Source organism: Exiguobacterium sp. s7 (assembly GCF_018618195.1).
In the GTDB taxonomy this organism is placed as follows: Bacteria; Bacillota; Bacilli; order Exiguobacteriales; family Exiguobacteriaceae; genus Exiguobacterium; species Exiguobacterium mexicanum_A.
Map to the genome: position 1 here is coordinate 68,780 of NZ_JACSLO010000009.1, position 22,873 is coordinate 91,652.

Consider the following 22,873-nt stretch of genomic DNA (forward strand, 5'->3'; position numbering starts at 1 on the left):
TCCTCCTTATTGATTAACAATCGTGAGCATTGGTGTCGTCGTGTCTGTCTGATTACTTGCTTGGACGAGTACGTCGGCGTATGTCGCGCTGTTCGTCACGATGACAGGTGTGATGCTTGAAATATTATGTGCAGCGATCATGTCACGGTCGAACGTCGTCAACACATCGCCCGCTTTAAAGCCGTCGCCGTCTTTGACGTGCACGGTGAACGGTTTCCCATCGAGCGTCACCGTATCGAGACCAACGTGGATCAAGAGTTCAACCCCAGTGTTCGAACGGAGACCGATCGCATGTTTCGTTGGTGCGACCATGACGACCGTCCCGTCAAACGGTGCAATGACCTTATTCCCGTCTGGCTCGACGGCATAACCTTTCCCCATCGCTCCGGAGGCGAATACGTCGTCCGGAACATCGTTCAAGGCGATGACTTTTCCAGAGAGCGGTGAAGCAATCGTCTCTTCCTGGACGAGCGTCGCACTCGCTTCTGCCGTCGCAGGTGTTTCCGTCACTTCTGTCACTTGTTTGGCCGTGTCTTCTCCGAAACCGAAGATTTGAATCAAGACGACCGGAAGGATGATGGCGATCGCTGTCCCGATTAACAATCCCCAAATCGAGGTCGGTACGTCTTCACTGATTCCGTTCACAAGGGTGAGCGGACCTGGGAGACCAGCGTAAGCGAAGTAATACGGGTTGAAGAAACTGGCCACGATGGCTCCGATGGCCCCTGAGATACATCCAAAGATGAACGGTTTCTTGAAGCGGAGTGTCACCCCGTAAATGGCAGGCTCTGTGATTCCGAATAGTCCAGTAATCCCAGCCGAGACACCGACTTTTTTGATTTCTTGGCTCTTCGCCTTCAAGATGACACCGAGGACGGCACCGACTTGGGCGATGACGGCGATCGTCTGATATGCCTGGAACGAGTCACGGCCATACAAGTCGAAGTTTGCGAGCACCATCGGCGTCACACCCCAATGGACCCCGAAGATGACGATGACTTGCCAGAGACCACCGATAATCGCGCCAGCGAGCATCGGCGCGTTTTCCGCCAAGAAGTTGTAGCCGTTGGCGATTCCGACCGCACCCATCGTCGTGATCGGTCCGACGACGAGAATCGTGAGCGGCACCATGAGCACCAAACTGAAGAACGGTACGAACAGAGGGCGAATGACCTCGTTCATGTGTCGGTTCAAGAACCGCTCGACGTAAGATAAGATCCAGACGAGGAAGAGCGGTGGTAATACCGATGACGTATACGTCGTACCTGACAAGGCGAGGCCGAGGAAACTGATCGTCTCCCCTGACGTGATGCGAGCCGCCATCTCGGCCCATGTCGGACTGACCAACGCCGCACTGGCTGCGACGGAGATGAACGTGTTCGTCTTAAAGTGTTTCGATGCCGTGATGGCGATGAAAATCGGTAAGAACGTGAACGGTGCCCATGAGATGAAGCTGAACACTTCGTACGTCCCCGTCTTGGCGAAACCGTCGAACAACAATGTCGTGATGATGAGTACCCCTTGCAAAATCCCGGCTGCGGCCAAGATATAGATGAACGGTGCGAATACGGCGGACATCGTTGCGATGATGCGGTTGAGGACGGTCCCCTTGTTTCCGTCTTCGACCTCCGTCCCTTCGATCTGTACCAGTTTCGTGAACTCATCGAACACTTCCCCGACATGCTGCCCGATGACGACCTGGAACTGGCCACCCGTCTCGACGACCGTGATGACACCTGGCATCGCCATGACTTGTTCTTTCGCTTGCGGATTCGACCGCTTCAAGACGAGGCGGAGTCGCGTCGCACAGCGGGCCGCATTGATGACGTTGTCTTCCCCTCCGACGGCCTCTAAAATATCCCGAGCCAGTTTTGAATAATCCCGAACTTTACTCAACTGAAAACCCTCCTTTGATGTAACGCTTACATTTTGTACACTCTTACTATAATTGTACCGGTACAATTAATCAATAGCGATACAATAAATAGTTTGTGAACGTTTCGTAGACATGTGTGTGGTATAATGAAGGCAACATTTTCAAGTAGATGAGGGATGAGCGTGCTTAAATATCAACAAGTGGCAGCAGAGATTGAACAGTACATCAATCAACATGATTTGAAGCAAGGAGATAAACTGCCCGTCCTCGAGCAGTTGATGAGCCAATATGCCGTCAGCAAGAGTACGATCACGAAAGCGCTCGAGTTGCTGGAACGGAAAGGCGTCATCTTTCAATTGCGGGGGAGCGGCATCTTCGTCCGGCGCCACAACCGTCCGGGCTATATGAGCCTGTTCTCGACACAAGGGTTCAAGAGCAACCTTGGTGACCGGGTGTTGACGTCGGACGTGCTCGACGTCTCGGTCACGAAACCGGACGCGATGGTCGCACAGAACCTTGGCATCGACGTGACGGATGACGTCTATCGCGTCGAGCGGGTCCGCTTCGTCGACGGCGAGGTGTTCTGTTACGAGGAGTCGTACTATGTGAAGGCGATTGTCCCGTATTTGAACCGAGAGATCGTCGCCGACTCGATCTTCGATTACGTACAAGGCGCACTCGGCGTCACCATCGGCTTTTCGGACATGTACATGCAGGTCGGGCGATTGACCGAGACGGAATCCGGCTATCTAGGTTTACAGACGGAGGACCCGACGCTCCGCATCGAGACGATTTTCCATCTTTCGAACGGGAAGCCGTTCGATTATTCACGCATCACGTATCATTACGAACACTCACAGTTCGTCGTCCAAGCGAACGGACCATACATGTGAAAACACCGCTCTACGCGATTTGCGTGGAGCGGTGTTTTTGTATGGCTCAGACGAGCGGTTTTCGCTTTAAATCAATCACTGACGTTTACATTTCACTTTCTCCATCGCCTTCGGAAAAAAAGATAAGCGAGCGGGAGCACCGCCAACAACGCGAGTCCGAGCATCCGATATGATGTTGGTTCTGTTGTCTGAACGTCACCTGAACCACCAGTAAGCGCATCCCCTGGCTGCGCTTCGGTGTTGGATTGTGTCTCGACCAAGCGTTTCTGATACATCTCGAGCGTGATCCTGTCTCCTTCGATGAACCGTTTCGCATCGGTCGTCAAGGCGGTCAACTTCTTTCCATCATAGTCAAACCAGGCATTCTCTCGCGAGGAATGGACCAATGTACCGGACACATCAGCTAAGGCAATGGCCAACTCGTCACCATACCCGAACGTGGAGAAGGCGAAGAGGCCCGGTTCCTGCTCGTACGTGCCGATGACATTTCTCGGCTCTCCATCTTGTAGGACGGCTGATACGTACTCCTTGCTCGAGACAAACGTACACATTTCGTCCGACGAATAACAGGATTGCGCGGCAATCATCACTTCATGGAGCGAACCGAACGAGATGGCGCGACTTTCCGTCAAATGATAGTTACTCGGGTCGTCACCTTCGATATGGTCGAGGACGATTGACTCGAAATGTTTTTCAGCAAAACGCTCCGCGGATCGTTCAGTCGGCGCGGCAGCTGCTGACGTAGCAACGAGCGTGAAGGCCCCAGCTAGGGCGAATGTTGTGAGGTGGCGCAACATGTTTTCTCCTTTCAACTGATAGACATCTGTTTGAGCAGTGACGCGTCAATCCGAATCACTTCCGCATGCGGATGATTCTGTCGCTCGATGATTTGATTGAACCGTTTCGAAGCGACGAATCGATCGGATTCATGGACCCACGCCAGACGTACGAGGGCGAGGCGCAATTGCTTGCGACCGTCACTCATTCGCAGGTGGTCGATATGATTCTCAGCATCGAGCCGATTGATGAACAGCTCGACTTTACAATCTTCCTTCACTAAATAGGATACCAGATAAGCGGCCTGTTGAATCAACTCTTCATAGCGCGCATGAAGGCCATTCCCTAGCGGACCGCTCAAGTCGAGCACGAGCGTGAATGTATCGAGGTTTTGGCGTTGATACACTTTCGCCTGAAGTTTTCCTGTCTTGGCTGTCGCGATCCAGTCAATCTGTTTGACCGGCTCTTGCTCATACCGTTTTGTGCTTTGAATCATCAACGGGTCGTTGAGCGGTGAATGTTTAACGAGTCGGTCCCCCATCCGTACCAGGCGTGAGTCAAATCTGTTCTGTCTCGTGATGGATGGGAGTATGATCCAGGATGGAAGCGTATGATTTGTGACGAAGATGGTGCCAAGCCAAAATGGGAGTCTGAACTGAAGTGTACATTCATTGACTTGGACGGGCCCGCGCTGTTTCGCATGAATTGGAAGCGAATAGGTCGATTCCTCACGAAGTTGAATGACATGTACGCGCTGATCTTCGTCAAACGTCAAGCCGTGTCCCGTGACCAGGCGGACCGATGTCGGGATTCCGAGTTCTTGGAGACGTTCTACACCTGTCACCTCCATTCTTAGCGAGACACGATCATTTACGAACAACAACTGCTCTTTCTGGTGGAACGATAAACGTGTCCCTTCGACAATTTTCTGCGTCAGCCATTTCCGAATCAGCATCAATCCTAGTAATGCGCCAGACAGATAGGCGAGCGGCCACACATATGGGAACCATATGAACAGAAGTAGGATTCCGGTATAGGCCGGCCATAGCTTGTCGTCTAAAAGTGACGGTGTGCTCACTTCGACTTGTCGCATCTTCACACCTTCTCGACCGGTACATCGACTCGCTCCAAAATATCAGCGAGAACTTCCCGTTTCGTCGATTTCACGTCCCCTTCGAGCGTGAGCGTCAAGCGGTGTGCCAGAACATGCGTCGCGACGGCTTGGACATCTTCCGGGGTCACGAATTGACGGTCTTCGATATAAGCGTAAGCTTGAGACGCCTTGACGAGGGCGAGCGTCGCGCGAGGACTGGCTCCGACTTCGACGAGCGGATGAAGTCGTGTCTCTTGGATGAGGGCGAGCAGATAGGTGACGACGTCGTCATGGATACGGACCTCCTCAACTGCTCGCTGCGCTGCTAAAAACGTTTCGGACGACATGAGGGCATGAACGATGTGGCGTGTCTTAGAAATTGTCTGAAGAATCAACTGTCGCTCCTCTCCTGCTTCAGGATATCCGACTTGAAGGGACATCAAGAAACGGTCGAGTTGAGCGTCGGGCAAGGCGAACGTCCCTGCCGATTCGATCGGGTTTTGCGTCGCGATAACGAAGAACGGTTCCGGCAGTTGATACGTGACTCCGCCGATCGAGACTTGCCGCTCTTCCATCGCCTCGAGCAAGGCGGATTGTGTCCGGGGGACGGCTCGGTTCACTTCATCAATCAATAAGATGTTGGTAAAGATCGGTCCTGTCCGATTTTCGAACGTCTGTGTCTGCACGTTGAAGAAGTCAGAACCGATGATATCGGTCGGAAGCAAATCGGCCGTGAATTGGATGCGCGTGAAATCAGCTTCAAAACTCTTGGCAATACTTTTGGCAAGTAACGTTTTCCCGGTACCCGGGACGTCCTCTAACAAGATGTGCCCGTTCGCGAGTAGCGCCGTGCAGCAGAGGCGCGTGATTTCAGGTTTTCCGAGATAGATTTGGTCCAATTGTTCCAATACACGTTTGATGGTCATAAGGGTGGCTCCTTTTCTAAACGAAGTAAATAGGCATCAAGCTGTTGTTTGAACGCTTCTTCACGTTGTGGCGTGATCTCGACTTTGTCATAACGGGTCTCTAAATAGCTCCGAAGCGAGGCGTCGAGTTGAATGCGGCTCGCCCAGGCGGATAACGTCTCGAACGTCCGTCGACGTTTTTCTGGCGGTAGCGCTTGTTCGAATTGAATCAAATGTTGCCGCAACGGGGAATCTGGTAGCGGATGAGCGGAGCGTTTTGCCTCTTCGAACGTTTCGTCTGTCTCTTGCCTTGAGTGGATCCTCTCGTCTATCGGAACGGCTTCCCTCCCCTTTTTGTGGAAGGGTCTACGCCACATCCATACACCAATCAAAAGAAGGAGGAAAGCGCTGACAGTGTAAGGCAACAGGGAAAGGCGATCGGATTCGCTTGTAGATGGTGTACCATATGACGGAGACGAGTTATTCTCATCTTCCCTTGGTGTGCCGCCTTCATCATCTGATGGCCCAACAACCGCTCCTGCTTCAGAAATACCGGGACCGGGATCTGCGTCACTACCATCTCCACACCAAACATCCGTATCGACGACCTCAATTATCCCAAACAACTTTCGCTTGTCATGACAATCCGTGACCCAACTTGTGATGGGGCTCCCTGAAATGTCCAACCCTTTGAAGTAGGTATAAGCAAGTTGACCTGAAAATGAAATAAGTGCGACAACCAGTAAAGAAATCAAGACTGCTGATACAAACAGAACTTTGGCTTTTCTCATGTAACGACCCGTATGTGAATATGTAGATTCGACTGCATCCCATTCAACGACTCCTTTCATTCATCGATTCCATTTAATCCTTTTTTTGGAAAATGGATTTGAAAGGATTATAGCATACGGATTAATGGAATATTCAGTTTTTTAGCAAAAAAAGTTGCCCGCTTATTGTACACGAGCAACCAGACTTCTCCACTATGCATATAATCTTCATCTTGAATCAGTTCGTGAAACCGATGCACCTCGACGTTCGCCGGAAGCATGAATCGCTGTAGGCACACAGAGCCCACTGGCAAGCGCGTCCATGTCTGCTCAGACGTATCGCGTTCCATGAACGCCTTTAGTCGTGCGTCGCTTTCAAACACGAGAAGTTCGGACTGCCAGAGCGTCGGCAAATCGAGTAAGACGACGACCTGGTATCGCTCCTCTTCTCGGTTATGCACTAGACGTGAGGCCCCTTCCATCATCACCTCGATAATCGCACGTTGAATCCGGCTGTTCTCCTGTACAGACGATAAGAACGATTGATCAATCGGGATTTTGTTATGCTAATACCCGTCGTGAAACGTCGTCGGGAACGAATAGGTCTGTTCGTCGACATCCATGCGCAACCGTTTCAGTCTTCGTCTAACACCGCGTACTTTCGCTCGTCTCTTCAAGACGTTTTCCCCAAGATGCTGTCGACTTGTTGCTGATGGTGCCGGTCGTGTTCGATGAACTCGGTGACGATATAGGCAAGTGTGTACGGAACACCGTCATGCGGAGAATGGGTCGTTCCGTTTGCCATCGTGTGAGAAGTCAGCGTCTCTTGACGTAATGACCGAAGCGTTTCTATAAGCAAGCTCCGACTCGTTTTGGCTAACTGGAACACGTTTTCTCCCGAAAGACGTTTCGCTTTTTGGGTCGCTCGCGCGTTAAATGAGTCGAATTCAGGGAAAATCATGGCTTCCCCGGTCTTGACGGCCGGGACGATGACGTTCAACAGATGATTGTCCCAATGGGCGATGTGAAGGACGATTGCTTTGATTGACCATTTGTCGGTTGCAATCGATTTTTCCCACATCGATTCATCCAATCCCGACAATGTGTTTAACCAGTCTATATAGGATGCAAACTCGTCGATGACATCTGAGGTTTTCGTCATAAAAGTATCCTCCTTCGGTTATAAGCTAAGAAAATTGTATCATGTTCCGGCCGCTTAGCACTGAGCTTCGTCAATCAAGGAATGCTTGATTGAGGTGATTGAGCCTCACTTATGCATATAACGGGATAGACCTCTTCATATTGGTTTGAGGAGTCATCCCGTCGATTGAAATTGAACCGTAAGTTACCATCACGCCTTGTGGTGACGGGACCATAAAAAGAGGGAACGTATCCAACCAGTCCGCTGATGTCGGAAACGCATCAGGTGCCCAGTCGAGCTCAAGTTCGTGCCCGGCAAGCGCGTACGAGAATGGCATATGGCGATACACGTCAACGAGCAGTCGTTCGATTTTCTGTGTGAACACGGGTCTCGATGCAGGGTGTGAGACGATATCATTCCACTTTATATCGATGAGAATCCCGACATAGGTGTCCATCTCTTGAAGGGACACGGTCATCGTCATGTCCACGTCTCCAAAATAGTTGCTTCGTAAATGGATAGATCCGTAATGCCCAACCTGAGCAAAGTCGGTACCTGTCGTTGTCGTCCAACTAGTGCCCGCCTTATCCTGACTGTATGTCACGTTTATGATTTCGCCACCGCTACTTAACAGTTCCACACATACATTTTGAGCAAGTTCAGGTAACGGATAATGGCTCGGATAAGCCATCCCGATGGAAATGAATCCGCCTGCTTGATCCATTCAAACACCTCCTTTGTCTCATCATACAAAAAAGCGGCACCGTCTACACGGTACCGCCCTATCTTACAGCCAGACTGGTAAAGAAAAGAAAACCAAGAACAATACGGTCAAGACACCGACGACCGGACTGAGCGACCGATAGCCCTTCTTGAACAAGACGATCATCGTGTAGGCGATGAATCCGAGCCCGATGCCATCGACGATGGAATACGTGAACGGAATCATGATGATGACGAGAATCGCCGGGAAGGCATGCTCCCAATTGTCGAGCGGGAGATGCTTCACGTTCTGGAACATCATCATGCCGATAATGATCAACACCGGCGCAATCGCCGTCACCGGAATAATCGCGAACAACGGCAACAACAAGAGCGAGACGACGTACAGGCCTGACGTCACGAACGAGGCGATGCCGCCCCGAGCGCCGACCGAGATGCCGGCCGCGACCTCGACCGTCGAGACGGTCGGGCTCGAGCCGAATAGGGCACCGGCCATCGTCGATAACCCTTGGGCGACGAGCCCTTTCGGGGCATCCGCATCCTTGCTGATGGCGCGCGTCTGATTCTGGATCAGGCTGATGTTCTCGATCAGCAAGACGAGCGTCAATACGCCGACGGCGACCAAGAAAATTGGTGACGCCGACTCAGCGAACGAGACGTTGCCGAACACGGTCCCGAACGACTCGAAGAACGGCGTGAGCGCGAACTCACCGGTCCAGTCGAGCGTACCCATGACGGCGCTTAAACCGACCCCGAACGCGATTGTCCATAAGAAACTGCTCGGTCCCATCTTCAAGAAGAGCAGGATGGCGACGAAGAGCGACAGGAACGCGACCTGTACCGGCCGTTCCCCGAGGTCTCCGATATGAAGCAGTGCCCCACCACCGCCCGAGACGATCCCCGCCGCCTCGAGTCCGATCAAGATAAGGAACAGGCCGAGCCCGACCGTCAATCCGTCATGAATGATCGGCGGAAAAGCGTTCGCGAGTTTCCTCGCCACTTTCGTTACCGTCAATAGGACGACGAGCGCTCCTGAGACGAACGAGACGGCGAGCGCGCCTTGCCAGCTCAGCCCCATCTGCAGGACGAGCGTGTACGTGAACAACGCGTTGATGCCCATCCCTGGTAACAGGAGCAGCGGCAAGTTGAACAGCCCTGCGATGAACGTTCCGATGACGCTTGTCAAAATCGCTCCGACGAGCGCTCCCTCGAACGGGAGTCCGGCTTGTGTCAAGATTGCCGCGTGAACGGCCGGGATGTATGCTGTCGCCAGAAAGTTCAGCACGCCCCCGTATGTTTCTGTTTTCCATTCTGTTTGTTTTGCCATAGGAATCAATCCTTTATTGGCACCCTCACCCACCCATGTGGTTATACACACGAGATTGATTATATCCTGTCTGACCTCTGACATACAAGCTATTATTGGTTCAAATCCATCTTTGGACCCAGTCATGAGACCCATTCGGACGAAAGGTTCATTTTATAAAATAAGAACAAACGTTCCTGTTTTTAGCATCTTTTTTGACAAGAATCTGCTATAATGAAGAGGCAGGTTAACGCAGCAATAGTGGGGTCAGCCGCCAAGTCCACAATGGAGGAAGGCGGTGGTGCGGATGGAACAACTATGGACCTGGGTCGGCGATTATGTGATCGTCCCGATCCTCGCTCCGATCATCGTTCACTTGGTGTTACATCAAACATCCGATCGTGCAACGTCTGAACGCACAAAAAAATGACCCCCTCGGCGCAATGAGATGGGTCACTTTCTGATTCACTAACCATTGTGGCGGCTGGGCCACTCTTAAAGTGGTAACCTGTACGCCAGAGGCCGGTGTGTCCAGCACCGGTCTCTTTCTACTTGCATCATACCATACTTGTTCCCATTTTTCAGTAACAGAAACACGAAAACGGTGAAGTTGACGTGACGAATGATATCGGGACGCCCGACATTATTCCGAGAGCAAGCTTCTTGATTGATTGTTCTACAGTTCGAGACAACGCAAAGCGCTTTGCCTTTTTTAGATTTCATTTATGACTCCTTTAAGAATTCTTTAAATCTGCCATCTACACTGAAGACAGTTCAAATTCTTAGGAGGTTTATTCCCATGTATAATCAGAATTATTCAGTTATGTTCACAATCGAATCAGGAGTCGTTCTCATCCCACTCGCCATCCTCGGACTCATCACGTTACTCGTCTGGTCGTTTCGCAAGAAACATGTAAAAGTCACACAAACCATTTTGCTTCTGTCATTCGGGATATACTTATTAGGTGTCCTTCACTTCGTGTTTTTCCCGATTGACGTCAATTTAGGAAAATATGCGAACCAAGTACCATGGTGGAAAACGATTAATTTTATTCCGATTTTGACCATCGATGTGTATTCGTTTGTGTTGAATATCGTGATGCTCCTCCCGTTCGGCTGTTATCTTCCATTTTTGAAACCGTCGATCACGAAAAAAGAAGTACTTAAATTAGGATTTCAGTTTAGTCTGATTCTTGAACTGATTCAATTATTGGTGCGTACGACACTAGGCAGTGGACGAAGCACGGATGTGAATGATTTATTGGCAAATGCGTTCGGCGCGCTCTTAGGGTTCTTACTCGTTCGCTTCGTCGTCCAATACGCTCCGTTCCGACGTTTGTATCAGAATTTCCAACTTTAATTCGCGAGGGAGTTTCAAGCATGACAAAAATCTTGTTAGTGGATGATGATGTCCAAATCGCAGAACTGATTGATGTGTATGTAAAAAATGACGGGTATCACACGACGATGGCAACCGACGGGGAAATGGCGCTTGACTTGTTCAACCAAGAATCGTTTGACTTAATCATTTTAGATTGGATGATGCCTCGGATGGATGGGCTTGAATTTTGTAAGCGGGTGCGCCAGACGAGCCAAATTCCGATCTTAATGGTCAGTGCCAAAGTTGGTGATATGGATAAGATATTGGGATTGACGACGGGAGTCGATGACTACATCATCAAACCGTTCAATCCGCTCGAGTTGATGGCACGTATTAAAGCATTGCTGCGCCGTTCAAACTATAACCGACCAAGCGAGTCCTCAAGTGTACAAGCTGGCCCTTTCCTCATCGATCGAGCCAGCCACACCGTCATGATGCAAGAGCAGACGATTCGATTGACTGCACGTGAATTTGAGATTTTGTATTTACTGGCGAAACATAAAGGCCGGGTGTATAGCTCTGAAGAAATATTTGAGGCTGTCTGGCAAGAGCATGGCGTCGGGTCGAATCAGACGGTGATGGTTCATATCAGTAACATCCGTGAGAAATTACATGCCGTCGTGCCACATGAGGTCATCATTCATACGGTGTGGGGAGTGGGATATAAAATTGAGACATAATATATGGCGCGTCATAACGTTCATCCCGATGTGGAAACGTCTGCTGTATGTATTGATTGCGTTTGGGGTCGCCACACTGAGCGGTGCTCTGTTACTGCCTGCCGTCTGGTACTTCGAGGAGTCATCACGATTTATGGAGAGTCTGATCATCGTGTTGTCGTATTTCCGGGAAGGTGTCATCGTCATGTTTTACAGTCTGATGGTCATCGTTTGTCTCGTGTTGATCTATCAATATGAGCGTAAACGGTATTTACAGTTTCACATTGAGCGGATGACTTCACTTGTCGAAGAACTCCACGCCGACCGGGATTCGGTTGAACCATCTGTCCCGCCAGAGCTAGAACGATTGATGGCAACCGTACGCGCCATCTCGGACAGTGCGGCAAAAGCGGAGCAGGAAGTGCTTCAAGCGGATCGGTTGAAACATGAGCTCGTGACGAACGTCGCCCACGACTTGCGCTCCCCCCTCACGTCAATCACGGGTTATCTTGACTTGATTCACAGCGACCGTTACCGGGACGAGGTGGAGTTGCGTCATTACATCCAAGTCATCCATGAGAACGCGACCCATCTGAAAGGCTTGATTAACGATATCTTTGACTATACATTTCTACAAAACGACCGGATTGCCCTCCAGACAAGCGAGGTCCGTCTCGATGAATTGCTCAATCAGCTCATCATGCAGTCGACGTTACGTCTCTCGGAAGTTGGAATGGAAGCTCGATTCAGCTCCTCAGCCGAACGTCCCATCGTGGAAGGGGATGCGTTGAAGCTCGTCCGTGTGTTTGAGAATATACTCGAGAATGCGATTCGTTACGGGCGTGACGGAAAGTATATCGATACATTTGTCGAAGATACGGATGAAACGGTTCTTATCAACATGACGAATTACGGCGAGGAGGCCATCCCCTCACGTGACATCCCATACGTGTTTGAACGATTTTTTAGAGTGGAAAAGTCACGCGCACATTACACCGGCGGATCAGGTCTCGGTCTCGCCATCGCCAAGTCCATCATCGATTTACATGAGGGCGAGATTCACGTGACGAGTCAACCAAGAAAAACGACGTTCACAATCATTCTCCCAAAAGTCTCTTCCAATGCTGTTCATGAAAAATCATGGCCCGTGTGACCTACACGCGCCATGATTTTTGCATTCACACAAAAGAGGATCAACTTCAAGCTTATGTCGGAGCGAGCCCCTCAAGCCGATTTAAAAAGACGAGCCCACTTGCAACACGCGAGTGGGCTCGTCGATCACCTGGCCGGGCTATCCGTTAGCCCGGTGTTTTCATGTCTTCCTCTACCGTATAACGGGAGAACCACTTCAACATGGCTTCTGCCTCGTGTTTCGGGATGTCCTCGATCATCTCATTCGATAACAAGCCACCCCGTGTCGAGAACAGGACGTTACATACATCGAAACGGCGTTGGAGTGGCGTCTGTGTCACTTGGACCTGTTCGATCCGCGGCTTGTCCGTCAAGAATGAACTGACGTTGAAGGCCCCTGTCCGCAGCTCGATGAACTGACCGTTGCGAGCGTAGCGCGTCGTCATATAGCTCAATAGGCGACCGCCGATAATGATGGCCCACAGGAGGACGAGCCACCAGGCGTAATCGCGGAAGAAATACAAAACGACACCCGAGACGATGAGTCCGACCCAGCTGATGCGTAGCAGTTTGACCCAGAGCGAACGTTTTGGCAAGCGATGAAGCGTGTCAGACCAGACGAACTGGTCGAAGTGCTCGTTCAACACGGTCATCGCCCGCTCCCGTTTCACGAACGGGAGGATGGTTGACGATTCGTCTTTCAACTCGTCCATCGTCCCGGCCGCGACGAGTTCGACACCGACGATGTTGAACCAGCGCCGAATGAACGTCTCTTTGACCCGGACCGCTTGAATCTTCTCGTATGGGATCTCTTTAGCGGAACGGTTGAGCAGTCCTTTCTCAACGCGGATGCGGTCCCCGCGTCGTTCGAGCCGGAAGTTCCCGTATTTCAAGAAGTTGATGACCATGCCGATGACGACCGACAATATCAGGACCGTCAGGACGAGCACACCAATCGCGATGATTGACGCATGGACGACCCAATCTCCGATCGTATCGAACGTCCCGTCGAGATTGATGAAGTCATCAATCGACGAGATGATCGTCGAGGCGACCGGGAAGATGGCGAACACTGACAATGACGTCAGCGAGGCGATGATGATCTCCCGGGTTGAGAGGGCGTACAACAAACGGCTCGCCGGTTTTTCAATCGCCACCGGTGCAATTGTCCCGTCCGTCTCCCCTTCTACCGGTATGTCGGTCTCGGTCTTGCGATGACGGACCTGGTCAAGGATGTCCTCGAGCCGCTTCGCCTCGTTCGGGAAGACGCCGGCCAGTTTGAACGAGGCGTCGTCACTGTTCGCGTTCGTGTCGAACGTCAACTCGACGACCCCGAGCAACCGGTACAAGAACGGGCTGTTCGAATGGACGCTTTGAATCTTATACAGCGGAAGCGACTTCTCTTTCTTAATCCAATTGCCATCGATGATATATACCGTCTTCTCATCGAGCGCATACCGGAAGTTGAGCCAGCCGAAGAACTTCTGCAGGACATCGAGCCCGAGGAAGAGCAGGATTCCGACCCGTAAGATGATGCCGAACGTGGACTCCCAATCGTTGTTGACGACGAACAATAACACGAGTGGGATGGAGAACGACTTGATGACCTCTAATACCCGTAACAGTAAGACGCGACTCGGCAGCCGATGCCACGTGAGGGCGGCTTCCGTCATACGACATCCTCCTCTTTGATGCGAGCGTAGACCGCAATCTGTTCACGGAGCGTCTTCGCGAACGATTCTTCAATCGCGTAGATGTCGTGTGACCCAGCGGCCGTTCCGATGGTGATTGTCTGCAAGCCGTATTTTCGAAGCAGCGGTCCTTGCTGGGCGTGGACGTATTGTACTTTCGTCATCGGAATCAAGACGTCGTGCGTCGTGATGATGCCGTGATGCAAGCGAATCTCGAGTGGTTTCACGTCATACGTGAACCGCTCTTGCTTCCACTTTTGGAAGACGACGATATCGATCACACTATAGATGAGGTCGATGGCGAGTAAGGCGTACATCATATATTGCAGCCATGTCGGCCAGTCAAAATAAAACGCGGCCGCGACGAGTCCCCCTGTGATGACGAGGCCGATGAGATAAAAGATGGCGCTCGACAGTCGGAAGACGACGCGTGCCTCGATTGGCAGTGTGCCGCTGAATGATGTCGGTGTTGTTTCTATGTCTGACATTGGTGTTTCCCCCTAACGATTCGGAACTGATGTCCGTTCTACCTCTAGTATACGGGGCGATTCCTAAAAAAGTTTCAAAATGAGGTCGGGAAACTGTTCAACTGCAAGCTCATCGATTCAAACCGCGGTCTGCCTTCTGATTCGACTTGCTGGATGAGGCGCTCGAGTGCGGAGACATCTTGCTCTTGTAGCGCAGCGTCTAGATGACCGGTCAGTTTAATCGACGTGAACGCACTCGACATGACGGCGACGTCACAGTCGAAGCCGTATTCATATGTCGCCCAGTCGTCAGGGCTCGATACATCCCGCTCCATCCAGCCTGAAGCGATGTCGTACGCACCGACGAGGAAGTCGATGTTCCGGTCTTTTCGGATTGCGTCCTCGAACATCACGAGCACGTCGGCACCTTCATCGCTCCCGAATCGACTATATTCATCCGTGCAGTCCAAATAATAGTCCTCTTGGAAGTGAGCATTGAACCGAGGGTGTGTCGTGAGTCGGTTCGGTCCGACTTCAGGGTCGTCGACATAAATCAAGTCGTCCCAATCGGTATCGGTCTCGACGTACCCTTTCCGGAGTTTCTGACGAATCAGCTTGTCCGCTTCTTTGCGGCAGATACCGTCGGATTCAAAATACTTAATTTGAACTTTACCAATCGTCCCGAGTTTTCCGTAATGGACGGCGAACTCGTCGGAACCGACGCGGATGTTCCAAAACTTCTTGGTGTGTTGTAGGTACGTTTTCATCAAAACCTCCAGAATGATATATGAGTTCAGTCAAGTGCGGGTAGAACAAAGAGACGTTTTCTTGGTTTGAACTTCAGAATTTCCTCATGAGTTTTCCCTTCTTCTTCTACAGAAATTCGTAGCGTGTAGACACTGGTCGGATTCGGTTCAGCACCTAAAAATGCAAATTCATACGAGTTGCTTTGATCCATCTCAATTGGATGGGTCATAATATCCCCCGTCAGTTGGATGTCGTTCTCATAAAAAGATAGATTGACGAGGACACCGTCTGACTCCTCCCATTCCACCTGACCCGCCCACGTCTCTTTTAAGGAATGAGAAACCGTATAAACCGCATCAAACTTCCCGTCACTTGAACTCGCAATAAGCTTGGGCGGAAGGGTCAATGAGACAACCATCCAAATTACAAATAAAAGAATAACAAGGCCTATACTTACTTTCTTATTCATCATGCTGATCCCTCCCTCATTACTGCACGCCTCTCATACATTCAGCGACAACTTCCGGTATTCCTTTTCGCTCCATAAAAAAAGCCAAGCCGCTTCTGCGACTTGGCGATTTGTTAGTCTTCAAAGAACCACTTCTTACGCGGTTCCACTTTCAGGTTGTCCCCGTGCTTCTTCATCTCGGTGATGAGGTAGCGTTCGAGCTCATTCATCGCCTTGACCCAATCTGTCATTGTCGCGACGAGCGGGACGACGGTCAGGATGAGGTCCTCCTCCTCCTCACGCATTCTCTCAATCATTAGCTTGGCGAAGTCGAAGTTCTCGTGAATCAAGTCCTCTTCCCGGTCGATGATGTGCTCGTTCTCTAATTCATAAGCCGAGAATAGACGCTCATGCCGTCTGAGCAAGTGCCGCATATGACGCATCAGTTCGTCCTCGAGCTGAGGTGGTAGATGTTCGAGTGTCAGAAAATCGTCATGCAGCTTGTCGAGCACGTGGATAGCGGCACTGTTCGTATCAATCATCTTCGACTTCAAGACGGCCCGGCGATAAATCGGCGTCTTCTTCTCGAGCCAGCGGTTGGCTTTAATCTCTTCTTCAAAGAAGTCGTACGTCGTCTTTGAGGCTCGATGTTTCTTTTTCGTCTCATCGAGTGACTCAAATGACGAGCGTCCTCCCTCTGTTTCCGAGAACAGTCGCGCGATGCGGACGGCCATTTGGGAGACGGTCGCGATCTCGTCCTCAAGCTTCCGCTCATAGCGCGGCGGGAACAAGAGCGCATTGACGACAAGCGCCACGGTGATCCCCATCATGATGAGCAAGTAACGTTCCCCGGCGAACATCCAGACGGGCATGTCCGACTGGTTCGCCCCTTCCATAATCAGAATCGTCGTCAAGATGACGGTCCGGGTCGTCGACTCGAGGTTCAAAAAGAGAAGGATCGAGATGGCGATGATGATGACGACTCCGATGGCGATCGGTGTCGGGTTCGGCGTCAACATTAATGAGAAGACGGCGAGCAAAGCCCCGATCAAGTTCCCTTTTAGTTCTTCTAATAGCCGGACACCCGTCTGATAAACGGACGGCAATAATGCGAGCGAAGCCGCGAGTGCCGGTACGACAATCTGTTGAAATTGAAATGCCTCGGCGATGAGCAATACCAAGGCGACGGATATCCCGGTCTTGATGGTTCTAGCTCCAAATCTCATGCGGTGTCGACAACGAAGTGTCTTCCTCCCTTATACACGTCTTAACTTTTTGTATCCCACTTACCCTGCCCTGAAACCTCACAACTTCAAGCCGTTGTCTCCTGTTTCGATAGCGCTTCCGTGGTATGATGGCGTTGGATATTTTCTTTAATCTTGATTGGGAGGGGTTTACTTGTCAACCATTGCTTTATTTGGAGGGAGCGGCCGCACGGGGATGCGGTTGCTCGAACGTTTATTAGAAGACGGACACGACGTCCGACTGTTGTCACGCCGCGAGGTCGAACCGAGGGATCGTCTCACAGTCATCATCGGGGACGCGACCGATGCGGATGCCATCGCAGAAACGGTGAAATCGGCCGACGTCGTCATGTCGGCGCTCGGTACGGATAAGCAGGACGTCTTGTCCCACTTCACACCGCTCATCATTTCAGCGATGCAAGCAGCCGGGATCACGCGCATCTTGACGGTCGGGACGGCCGGCATCTTGCAGGCACATGATTCTGACAACTATCGTTTCGAGACCCGCGAGTCGAAACGGTCGATGACGACCGCGGCCGAGGATCACGCCCGGGCATATGAACTGCTCGATGCATCGCCGCTCGATTATACAATCGTCTGCCCGACCCAATTGATTGAAGACGCGTCCGTCGGGAACATCGTCATCACAGCTAACGTGCTCGGGACACAGAACTCGGGACCAATCTCGCGTGACGATGTGGCGGATCTCGTCATTCAAGCCTGGGAAAACAGCACATATCGTAGACACCGCGTCGGCATCACGACGGAATCATAAGTAGGGGATGGGGATTTATGAACGAACAACGCATGCGCCTCGCGCAATTGACTGACGTATTTGACATGCAAGCTGAGACCGAGTCGGCTCGTCTCGCCAAGACCGCGCTCCGAAAAGTGACACAAAATGAGATTTGGATTGCCGTCTGTGGCCATTTCTCGGCCGGGAAGTCGACGCTCCTCAACAATTGGCTTGGGGATGGCGTGTTACCGACGAGTCCGATTCCGACGAGTGCGAATATCGTGACGCTTCGACATGGGGAAATCGGGGCATCCGTCGCCATCAACGGCACAGATTGGATTCGACTCGCGCCGAATGAACTCGACCGTTTGAGCGACTACTGCAAAATCGAAGAGATTAAAGAAGTCGAGTACGCCCTGCCCCGCTTCCCGTTCGGAAGCGACGTCGTCCTTATGGACACGCCTGGGATCGACTCGACCGATGAACGGCACCGTCAAGCGACGGAACGCTCGCTCTTTCTCGCCGACCATCTGTTCTTCATGATGGACTACAATCACGTCCAGTCCGAACAAAACATCAAACTGATGAAACAGTTTAGCGCCGAAGGACGTCCCTACTCGATCATCATCAACCAAATCGATAAGCACGATGAAGGAGAGCTTCCATTCAGCACGTTCAAGCGTTCGCTCGAGACCGCCTTCACCCGTCACGCCATCAATCCGGACGATATGTTCTACATCTCGCTCCGTGAGCTCGATCACCCGGAAAATGAGGTCGAACGCCTCCGGACGTACGTCCAAACCGTCATCGACGCCGCGCGGGAACATGCGGAAGCACGCGCCGACTTGCTCGTTGACACGTTGCTCGCCCGGTCCACTGGTGCGCACGACGCGCTCCTGAACGAGTTGCCGGTCATCGAGAAGCAGCCGACGGAGATTCAAGCCCGCCTGCAACGTCTCGACAAAAAATCGATATGGCTCACCGCGTTCCGCCGCGAGTTCTTCAAACACCAGACACCGATTGTCGCGAGCGCGCCGATCATGAACTACGAGTTCCGCGAACTGTTGCGGGACTATCTCGAGAGTTGTGCGCCGGAGTTCAAGGTCGGCCTCTTCTTCTCAAAAGACAAGACGCGCCAGGAACGGCTGCGTCGCGAAGACATCGCCGTCAAGGAATTCAACCGGTTGATTGATACGAACCTTCGCCCCCACTTGATCAAGTACGCCGAAGACATCGTCCGCGATTTGAAACTGCCCGAGGCGATTTTGTCCCGTCCGGATACGTTACCGACTGCACCGAGCACGCTCATCAGTGACCAAGTGAAGTCCGGCGCATCGCTCAGCGGTGACACGGTGCTTCAATTCAGCCGCGACATCGAGTCGGCTCTCGCCTCTTGGGTGACGAAAGTGTCCGAACCGTGGGTCACGTCCGTCGAAACGTATCTTGAGGCCGAAGGTAAAGACCGAATCCATGCCATCGAGACCGAGCAAGACGAATTATATGACATGCTCGACACGTTGGCGCTACAACGTCAGCTGGCCGAACAGAGAGACGAGCTCACTCATTACACGACACGTGACCTCTCGGATTCGCGTTTGACGGACCTTGAGACCCGTCACTACGTCACGGCCGACCAATTACCGCAGAAACAAGTCGAACATCAGCAACAAGAAGTTGCCTCGACCTCGCTTCTGGTGGATGATATCACCGCTTTGTCGTTTGATTTTTCGTATGAATATGCGGTATGTGAAATATTAGAGAACCATCCGTTATTCAAGTCACGCGTCAAGTCGCTCCGTCATAAATTGGCCCGGGCCGAATCCGAGACATACACGCTCGCCATCTTTGGGGCGTTCTCGTCCGGCAAGTCGTCGACATTGAACGCGTTGCTCGGTGAGACGGTGCTCCCGACGTCACCGAACCCACTGACGGCGTCGATCACGAAAATCGTGCCGCCGAACGGCCGCGCCAACAAGAGTGCGTTGATCACGTTCAAGACACGTGCCGAACTCGAGGCCGAGCTGAACGGTTACGGGGCGTCACTCGACGCACTCCATCTCGACCACCCGTTCGTAAACGCCGTCAAGAACGCTCCCCTGTCCTATCTCGGTAGCCAGGAGACGGTCGACTATGACACGTTCTGCTCGTTCGTCACGGAGGAAGAGAAGAGCTGTATCGTCAAAGAGATCGAGCTCGCCATCGACTCCCCTTGGGCCGAGCGTGGCATCATCTTCGTCGACACGCCAGGTGCCGACTCGCAGTTCAACCGTCATAGCGAAGTACAGTTCGGTTATATGCGTGACGCCGACGCCGTCCTGTTCGTGACGTATTACAATCACGCCTTCACCGAGGCCGACCGTGAACTCGTCATCCAGCTCGGACGTGTGCAAGGGACAGGTGACCATCACATGTTCTTCCTCGTCAACGCGTCCGATTTGGCGGCGGATGAGGCGGAACGGCTCGCCGTCACCGATTATGTGTCGAACCAGTTGACGAAGCTCGGAGTCCGTCATCCGACGGTGCTACCGATTTCGAGCCGGAACGCCATCCAAGGCACGGACGCCGGGTTCGACCGATTCTCGGCCAAGCTCGAGCAATTCGTCGACCACGATTTGCGTCAGGCGAACGCGGTCCGCATCAAAGATGAGGCACATACCCTCGTCACCGCGTTCGAGGACGTCGTCCGCGAGGCCGAAGCGGATGCGAGCGTCAAGGCGGCCCGCCGTGACAAGCTCGAACAAGTGCGCACGTCTGACAATCGTCTCAACGTCACGACGCTCGAAGACCCGTTCAAGCGTGAGACGGACGAGTTGCTCGCCCACCTCGAGACCCGCTCGCTCCTCCGGCTGTCGGACTTCGTCAAAGAGACGTTCCATCCGGTCGAGGTGGATGGGTCGAAGGCGAGCCTCGAGCGCGCCCTCAGCCGGACACTCGACAAGTATGCGTATGACATCCATCAAGAGCTGCAAGTGTTCCAATATCGGCTCGAGCGCTTCTTGAAACGGGAGACGGAACGCTTGATCGAGCGCGAGACGCTCAAACTGCGTTCGCTCCTGCCGACACTGTCGTTCGAGGGCACTGTCGACATCGATTGGCTCCGCGACGCCGTCGACCCGGTCACGTTCGAGGCGGCCCCGTTCCGTCACGTCTTGAAGCACTATAAGAATGCGAACCAGTTCTTCGAAGGCGACGGCCGGACGAAGTTGCGCGACGACTTGAGCGCCTTGTTGAAGACGGCGGTGCGTGAGCAACTCGCGCGCGTCGGAAGTCATCAAGTCGAACGGACGGCGACGCACCTTGCCGCGCTCGAGACGACGCTCAGCCAGGACTGGGACCGTGAAGTGAACGACCTCGTCGCCGGTGAATTGAGCGTGCTCTCGGACGGACAATTGTTCCAAGACATGACACAGCGCCTCGCTGCGCTCAGAAAGGACTGAACGCATGGGTTCTTTGTTGCTCGTCGGATTGATTCCGGCCGTCATCATGACGGTCGCACTCGGCTTGTTTATCCGCCATCTGTATTTGAATAGAGAGTAGACTTTGAAGGATGGGACCGAAACCGGCCCCATCCTTTTTTCACGTCGTCATAAACCGACTTCAAACCACTCGTTGACGGTCCCAAAGCTTTTCGACGCTCAATAGTTCTTGTTGATTGAACGTCACTTTATATACGTCCGGCATATCGAGTTCTTTCCAGAACGTATAGCCATACTGTCCATCAAAATAATTAAGGATCAGCACCATGATATTCCCGTGCGTACCGATTGCGATTCGCTTTCCTTCGTATTGGTCGAGTAGTGACTGAATCGCACGGACTCCCCGCTGTTGAGCGACAACGTTCGATTCGCCGCCTTCCCATGCAAAAGTAGGATCTTCCCACACTCTCGTCATCGCCAGGGTAAAATTCTCGGCCGGCTCTGTCGTCAACATCCGTTCCCGCAAATCGTCCATGAGTAGCACTTCTGTCCCAGTCTGGTCAGCGATTCCTTGTACCGTTTGAATGGCTCGTTTATATGGGCTCGAAACGACGAGATCAATCTTTTCTTCACTCAAGGTGTTCGTGATGTTACGGACGTCTCTCTCTCCCTTTTCAGATAAGGGTCTCGTCCATTCATCGGCTGTATATGTAGAGTGTGCATGTCTTACGAAATATAAGGTCGTCATGTCATCGTCTCCCGTTCTATGGATGTCATCATTCACTATTATTCCACTGAAACTTATTGTAAAATTATCCAGCGTGACTTCATTATAATCCTCAAAAAAAGGATAACGCCTACATATTTATCCGATGAAGACGAACATCGAAGTTGGAACGGTGAGAATATACCGTGGGAGTTCACGATGTAAGCCGCATAAATATAGGTTGATGGGAGAGGCAAACATGAGAAGCAGAATTCACATACTCGGCGCTTCGGGCTCCGGCACGTCAACACTTGGCGACGCGTTGGCGAACGTCCTGCCGCATACTCATCTGGATACGGACGATTATTTCTGGATCAACAAGTTCACCGCACCGAGACCTGTCCCTGAACGACGCGAGATGCTCAAAGAAGAGTTGCTACAATCTGAACGGTGGATTCTATCAGGATCTCTCGCAGGTTGGGGCGACTGTTTCATGCCCTATTTTGATTTGGTTATCTTTTTATGGATCCCACCAGATGTTCGTTTGGCCAGATTGCAACAACGGGAGCTCGAACGCTATGGAACGGAGGCACTCGCTGGCGGTAGCCTATACGAGGAATCACAAGCGTTTTTGAAATGGGCCGCCCTGTATGACCATGCCGGGACGGAAGTGAGAAGCAAGACGTTACATAACCAATGGCTTGCTGAATTTTCTAAAAGAGGATTTTAGTCATAACAAATGAGCCCCGAGCACAATGCTCGA

At 52.0% G+C, this 22,873-nt stretch carries 23 protein-coding genes; 8 read left to right on the forward strand and 15 right to left on the reverse strand.

Features of this window, described 5'->3' with window-relative positions:
• Positions 1–6: 6 nt before the first annotated feature.
• Positions 7–1,896: a beta-glucoside-specific PTS transporter subunit IIABC gene (locus KNP79_RS11735; protein ID WP_214763121.1), complete on the reverse strand. Its 1,890-nt coding sequence runs from the start codon at positions 1,894–1,896 to the stop codon at positions 7–9.
• 162 nt (positions 1,897–2,058) lie between these two features.
• Between KNP79_RS11735 and KNP79_RS11740 the strand changes: the two genes are divergently transcribed.
• Complete coding sequence (locus KNP79_RS11740; RefSeq protein ID WP_214763120.1) at positions 2,059–2,769, forward strand: GntR family transcriptional regulator; 711 nt, start codon at positions 2,059–2,061, stop codon at positions 2,767–2,769.
• Positions 2,770–2,861: 92 nt separating this feature from the next.
• Here the strand turns inward: KNP79_RS11740 and KNP79_RS11745 are convergent, their stop codons facing one another.
• The 8 genes from KNP79_RS11745 to KNP79_RS11780 all read right to left on the reverse strand — a co-directional run bounded on the left by KNP79_RS11745 (position 2,862) and on the right by KNP79_RS11780 (position 9,505).
• A complete protein-coding gene (locus tag KNP79_RS11745; protein WP_214763119.1) occupies positions 2,862–3,563 on the reverse strand; it encodes a hypothetical protein in 702 nt (233 codons plus the stop codon).
• 14 nt (positions 3,564–3,577) lie between these two features.
• Positions 3,578–4,639: a DUF58 domain-containing protein gene (locus KNP79_RS11750; protein WP_251130048.1), complete on the reverse strand. Its 1,062-nt coding sequence runs from the start codon at positions 4,637–4,639 to the stop codon at positions 3,578–3,580.
• 2 nt (positions 4,640–4,641) lie between these two features.
• The gene (locus KNP79_RS11755; RefSeq protein WP_214716248.1) at positions 4,642–5,565 is read right to left on the reverse strand and encodes an AAA family ATPase; all 924 of its coding nucleotides are present in this window, start codon (positions 5,563–5,565) and stop codon (positions 4,642–4,644) included.
• Positions 5,562–5,789, reverse strand: coding sequence for a hypothetical protein (locus KNP79_RS15755; protein ID WP_251132955.1), 228 nt, complete (start codon positions 5,787–5,789; stop codon positions 5,562–5,564). Before KNP79_RS15755 ends, KNP79_RS11755 begins: the two co-directional genes overlap by 4 nt.
• A gap of 653 nt (positions 5,790–6,442) precedes the next feature.
• The gene (locus KNP79_RS11765) at positions 6,443–6,871 is read right to left on the reverse strand and encodes a DUF3916 domain-containing protein (RefSeq protein ID WP_214763573.1); all 429 of its coding nucleotides are present in this window, start codon (positions 6,869–6,871) and stop codon (positions 6,443–6,445) included.
• A 116-nt stretch (positions 6,872–6,987) separates the two neighbouring features.
• On the reverse strand, positions 6,988–7,476 hold the full coding sequence (locus KNP79_RS11770; protein WP_128122488.1) for a DinB family protein: 489 nt from the start codon (positions 7,474–7,476) through the stop codon (positions 6,988–6,990).
• 109 nt (positions 7,477–7,585) lie between these two features.
• Entirely contained in the window at positions 7,586–8,179 is a 594-nt protein-coding gene (locus tag KNP79_RS11775) for an Imm64 family immunity protein (protein ID WP_214716246.1), read from the reverse strand.
• A 63-nt stretch (positions 8,180–8,242) separates the two neighbouring features.
• Positions 8,243–9,505 carry an NCS2 family permease gene (locus tag KNP79_RS11780; RefSeq protein ID WP_214716244.1) on the reverse strand — a complete coding sequence of 421 codons (1,263 nt, stop codon included), beginning with the start codon at positions 9,503–9,505 and terminating at the stop codon, positions 8,243–8,245.
• Positions 9,506–9,791: 286 nt separating this feature from the next.
• On the opposite strand from KNP79_RS11780, the gene KNP79_RS15830 reads away from it, so the two are divergent.
• The 4 genes from KNP79_RS15830 (at position 9,792) to KNP79_RS11795 (ending at position 12,677) form a co-directional block, all read left to right on the forward strand.
• A complete protein-coding gene (locus KNP79_RS15830) occupies positions 9,792–9,914 on the forward strand; it encodes a hypothetical protein (protein WP_255417482.1) in 123 nt (40 codons plus the stop codon).
• 369 nt (positions 9,915–10,283) lie between these two features.
• Positions 10,284–10,844, forward strand: a complete 561-nt coding sequence (locus KNP79_RS11785; protein ID WP_214763118.1) for a VanZ family protein — start codon at positions 10,284–10,286, stop codon at positions 10,842–10,844.
• A gap of 20 nt (positions 10,845–10,864) precedes the next feature.
• Positions 10,865–11,545 (forward strand): response regulator transcription factor, encoded by a 681-nt coding sequence (locus tag KNP79_RS11790; protein ID WP_021067428.1) that lies wholly within the window; start codon positions 10,865–10,867, stop codon positions 11,543–11,545.
• Positions 11,546–11,573: 28 nt separating this feature from the next.
• Entirely contained in the window at positions 11,574–12,677 is a 1,104-nt protein-coding gene (locus tag KNP79_RS11795; protein ID WP_251132956.1) for a sensor histidine kinase, read from the forward strand.
• A 145-nt stretch (positions 12,678–12,822) separates the two neighbouring features.
• On the opposite strand, the gene KNP79_RS11800 is transcribed toward KNP79_RS11795, so the two are convergent.
• The 5 genes from KNP79_RS11800 to KNP79_RS11820 all read right to left on the reverse strand — a co-directional run bounded on the left by KNP79_RS11800 (position 12,823) and on the right by KNP79_RS11820 (position 17,234).
• Positions 12,823–14,328: a PH domain-containing protein gene (locus KNP79_RS11800; protein ID WP_214716238.1), complete on the reverse strand. Its 1,506-nt coding sequence runs from the start codon at positions 14,326–14,328 to the stop codon at positions 12,823–12,825.
• Complete coding sequence (locus KNP79_RS11805) at positions 14,325–14,834, reverse strand: PH domain-containing protein (RefSeq protein WP_214716230.1); 510 nt, start codon at positions 14,832–14,834, stop codon at positions 14,325–14,327. Before KNP79_RS11805 ends, KNP79_RS11800 begins: the two co-directional genes overlap by 4 nt.
• A gap of 74 nt (positions 14,835–14,908) precedes the next feature.
• Complete coding sequence (locus KNP79_RS11810) at positions 14,909–15,580, reverse strand: WGR domain-containing protein (protein ID WP_215192456.1); 672 nt, start codon at positions 15,578–15,580, stop codon at positions 14,909–14,911.
• Between the two features lie 26 nt (positions 15,581–15,606).
• Positions 15,607–16,032, reverse strand: a complete 426-nt coding sequence (locus tag KNP79_RS11815) for a hypothetical protein (RefSeq protein ID WP_214716218.1) — start codon at positions 16,030–16,032, stop codon at positions 15,607–15,609.
• A 110-nt stretch (positions 16,033–16,142) separates the two neighbouring features.
• Entirely contained in the window at positions 16,143–17,234 is a 1,092-nt protein-coding gene (locus KNP79_RS11820; protein ID WP_214716211.1) for an FUSC family protein, read from the reverse strand.
• Positions 17,235–17,406: 172 nt separating this feature from the next.
• Here KNP79_RS11820 and KNP79_RS11825 point away from each other — a divergent pair, with 172 nt between their 5' ends.
• Both KNP79_RS11825 and KNP79_RS11830 read left to right on the forward strand, forming a co-directional pair.
• Positions 17,407–18,027, forward strand: a complete 621-nt coding sequence (locus KNP79_RS11825) for an NAD(P)-dependent oxidoreductase (RefSeq protein ID WP_131472727.1) — start codon at positions 17,407–17,409, stop codon at positions 18,025–18,027.
• A 17-nt stretch (positions 18,028–18,044) separates the two neighbouring features.
• Positions 18,045–21,425, forward strand: a complete 3,381-nt coding sequence (locus KNP79_RS11830) for a dynamin family protein (protein WP_215192458.1) — start codon at positions 18,045–18,047, stop codon at positions 21,423–21,425.
• A gap of 160 nt (positions 21,426–21,585) precedes the next feature.
• On the opposite strand, the gene KNP79_RS11835 is transcribed toward KNP79_RS11830, so the two are convergent.
• Entirely contained in the window at positions 21,586–22,152 is a 567-nt protein-coding gene (locus KNP79_RS11835) for a histidine phosphatase family protein (RefSeq protein ID WP_215192460.1), read from the reverse strand.
• Positions 22,153–22,369: 217 nt separating this feature from the next.
• Between KNP79_RS11835 and KNP79_RS11840 the strand changes: the two genes are divergently transcribed.
• Complete coding sequence (locus tag KNP79_RS11840) at positions 22,370–22,840, forward strand: P-loop NTPase family protein (protein ID WP_215192462.1); 471 nt, start codon at positions 22,370–22,372, stop codon at positions 22,838–22,840.
• Positions 22,841–22,873 lie beyond the last annotated feature (33 nt).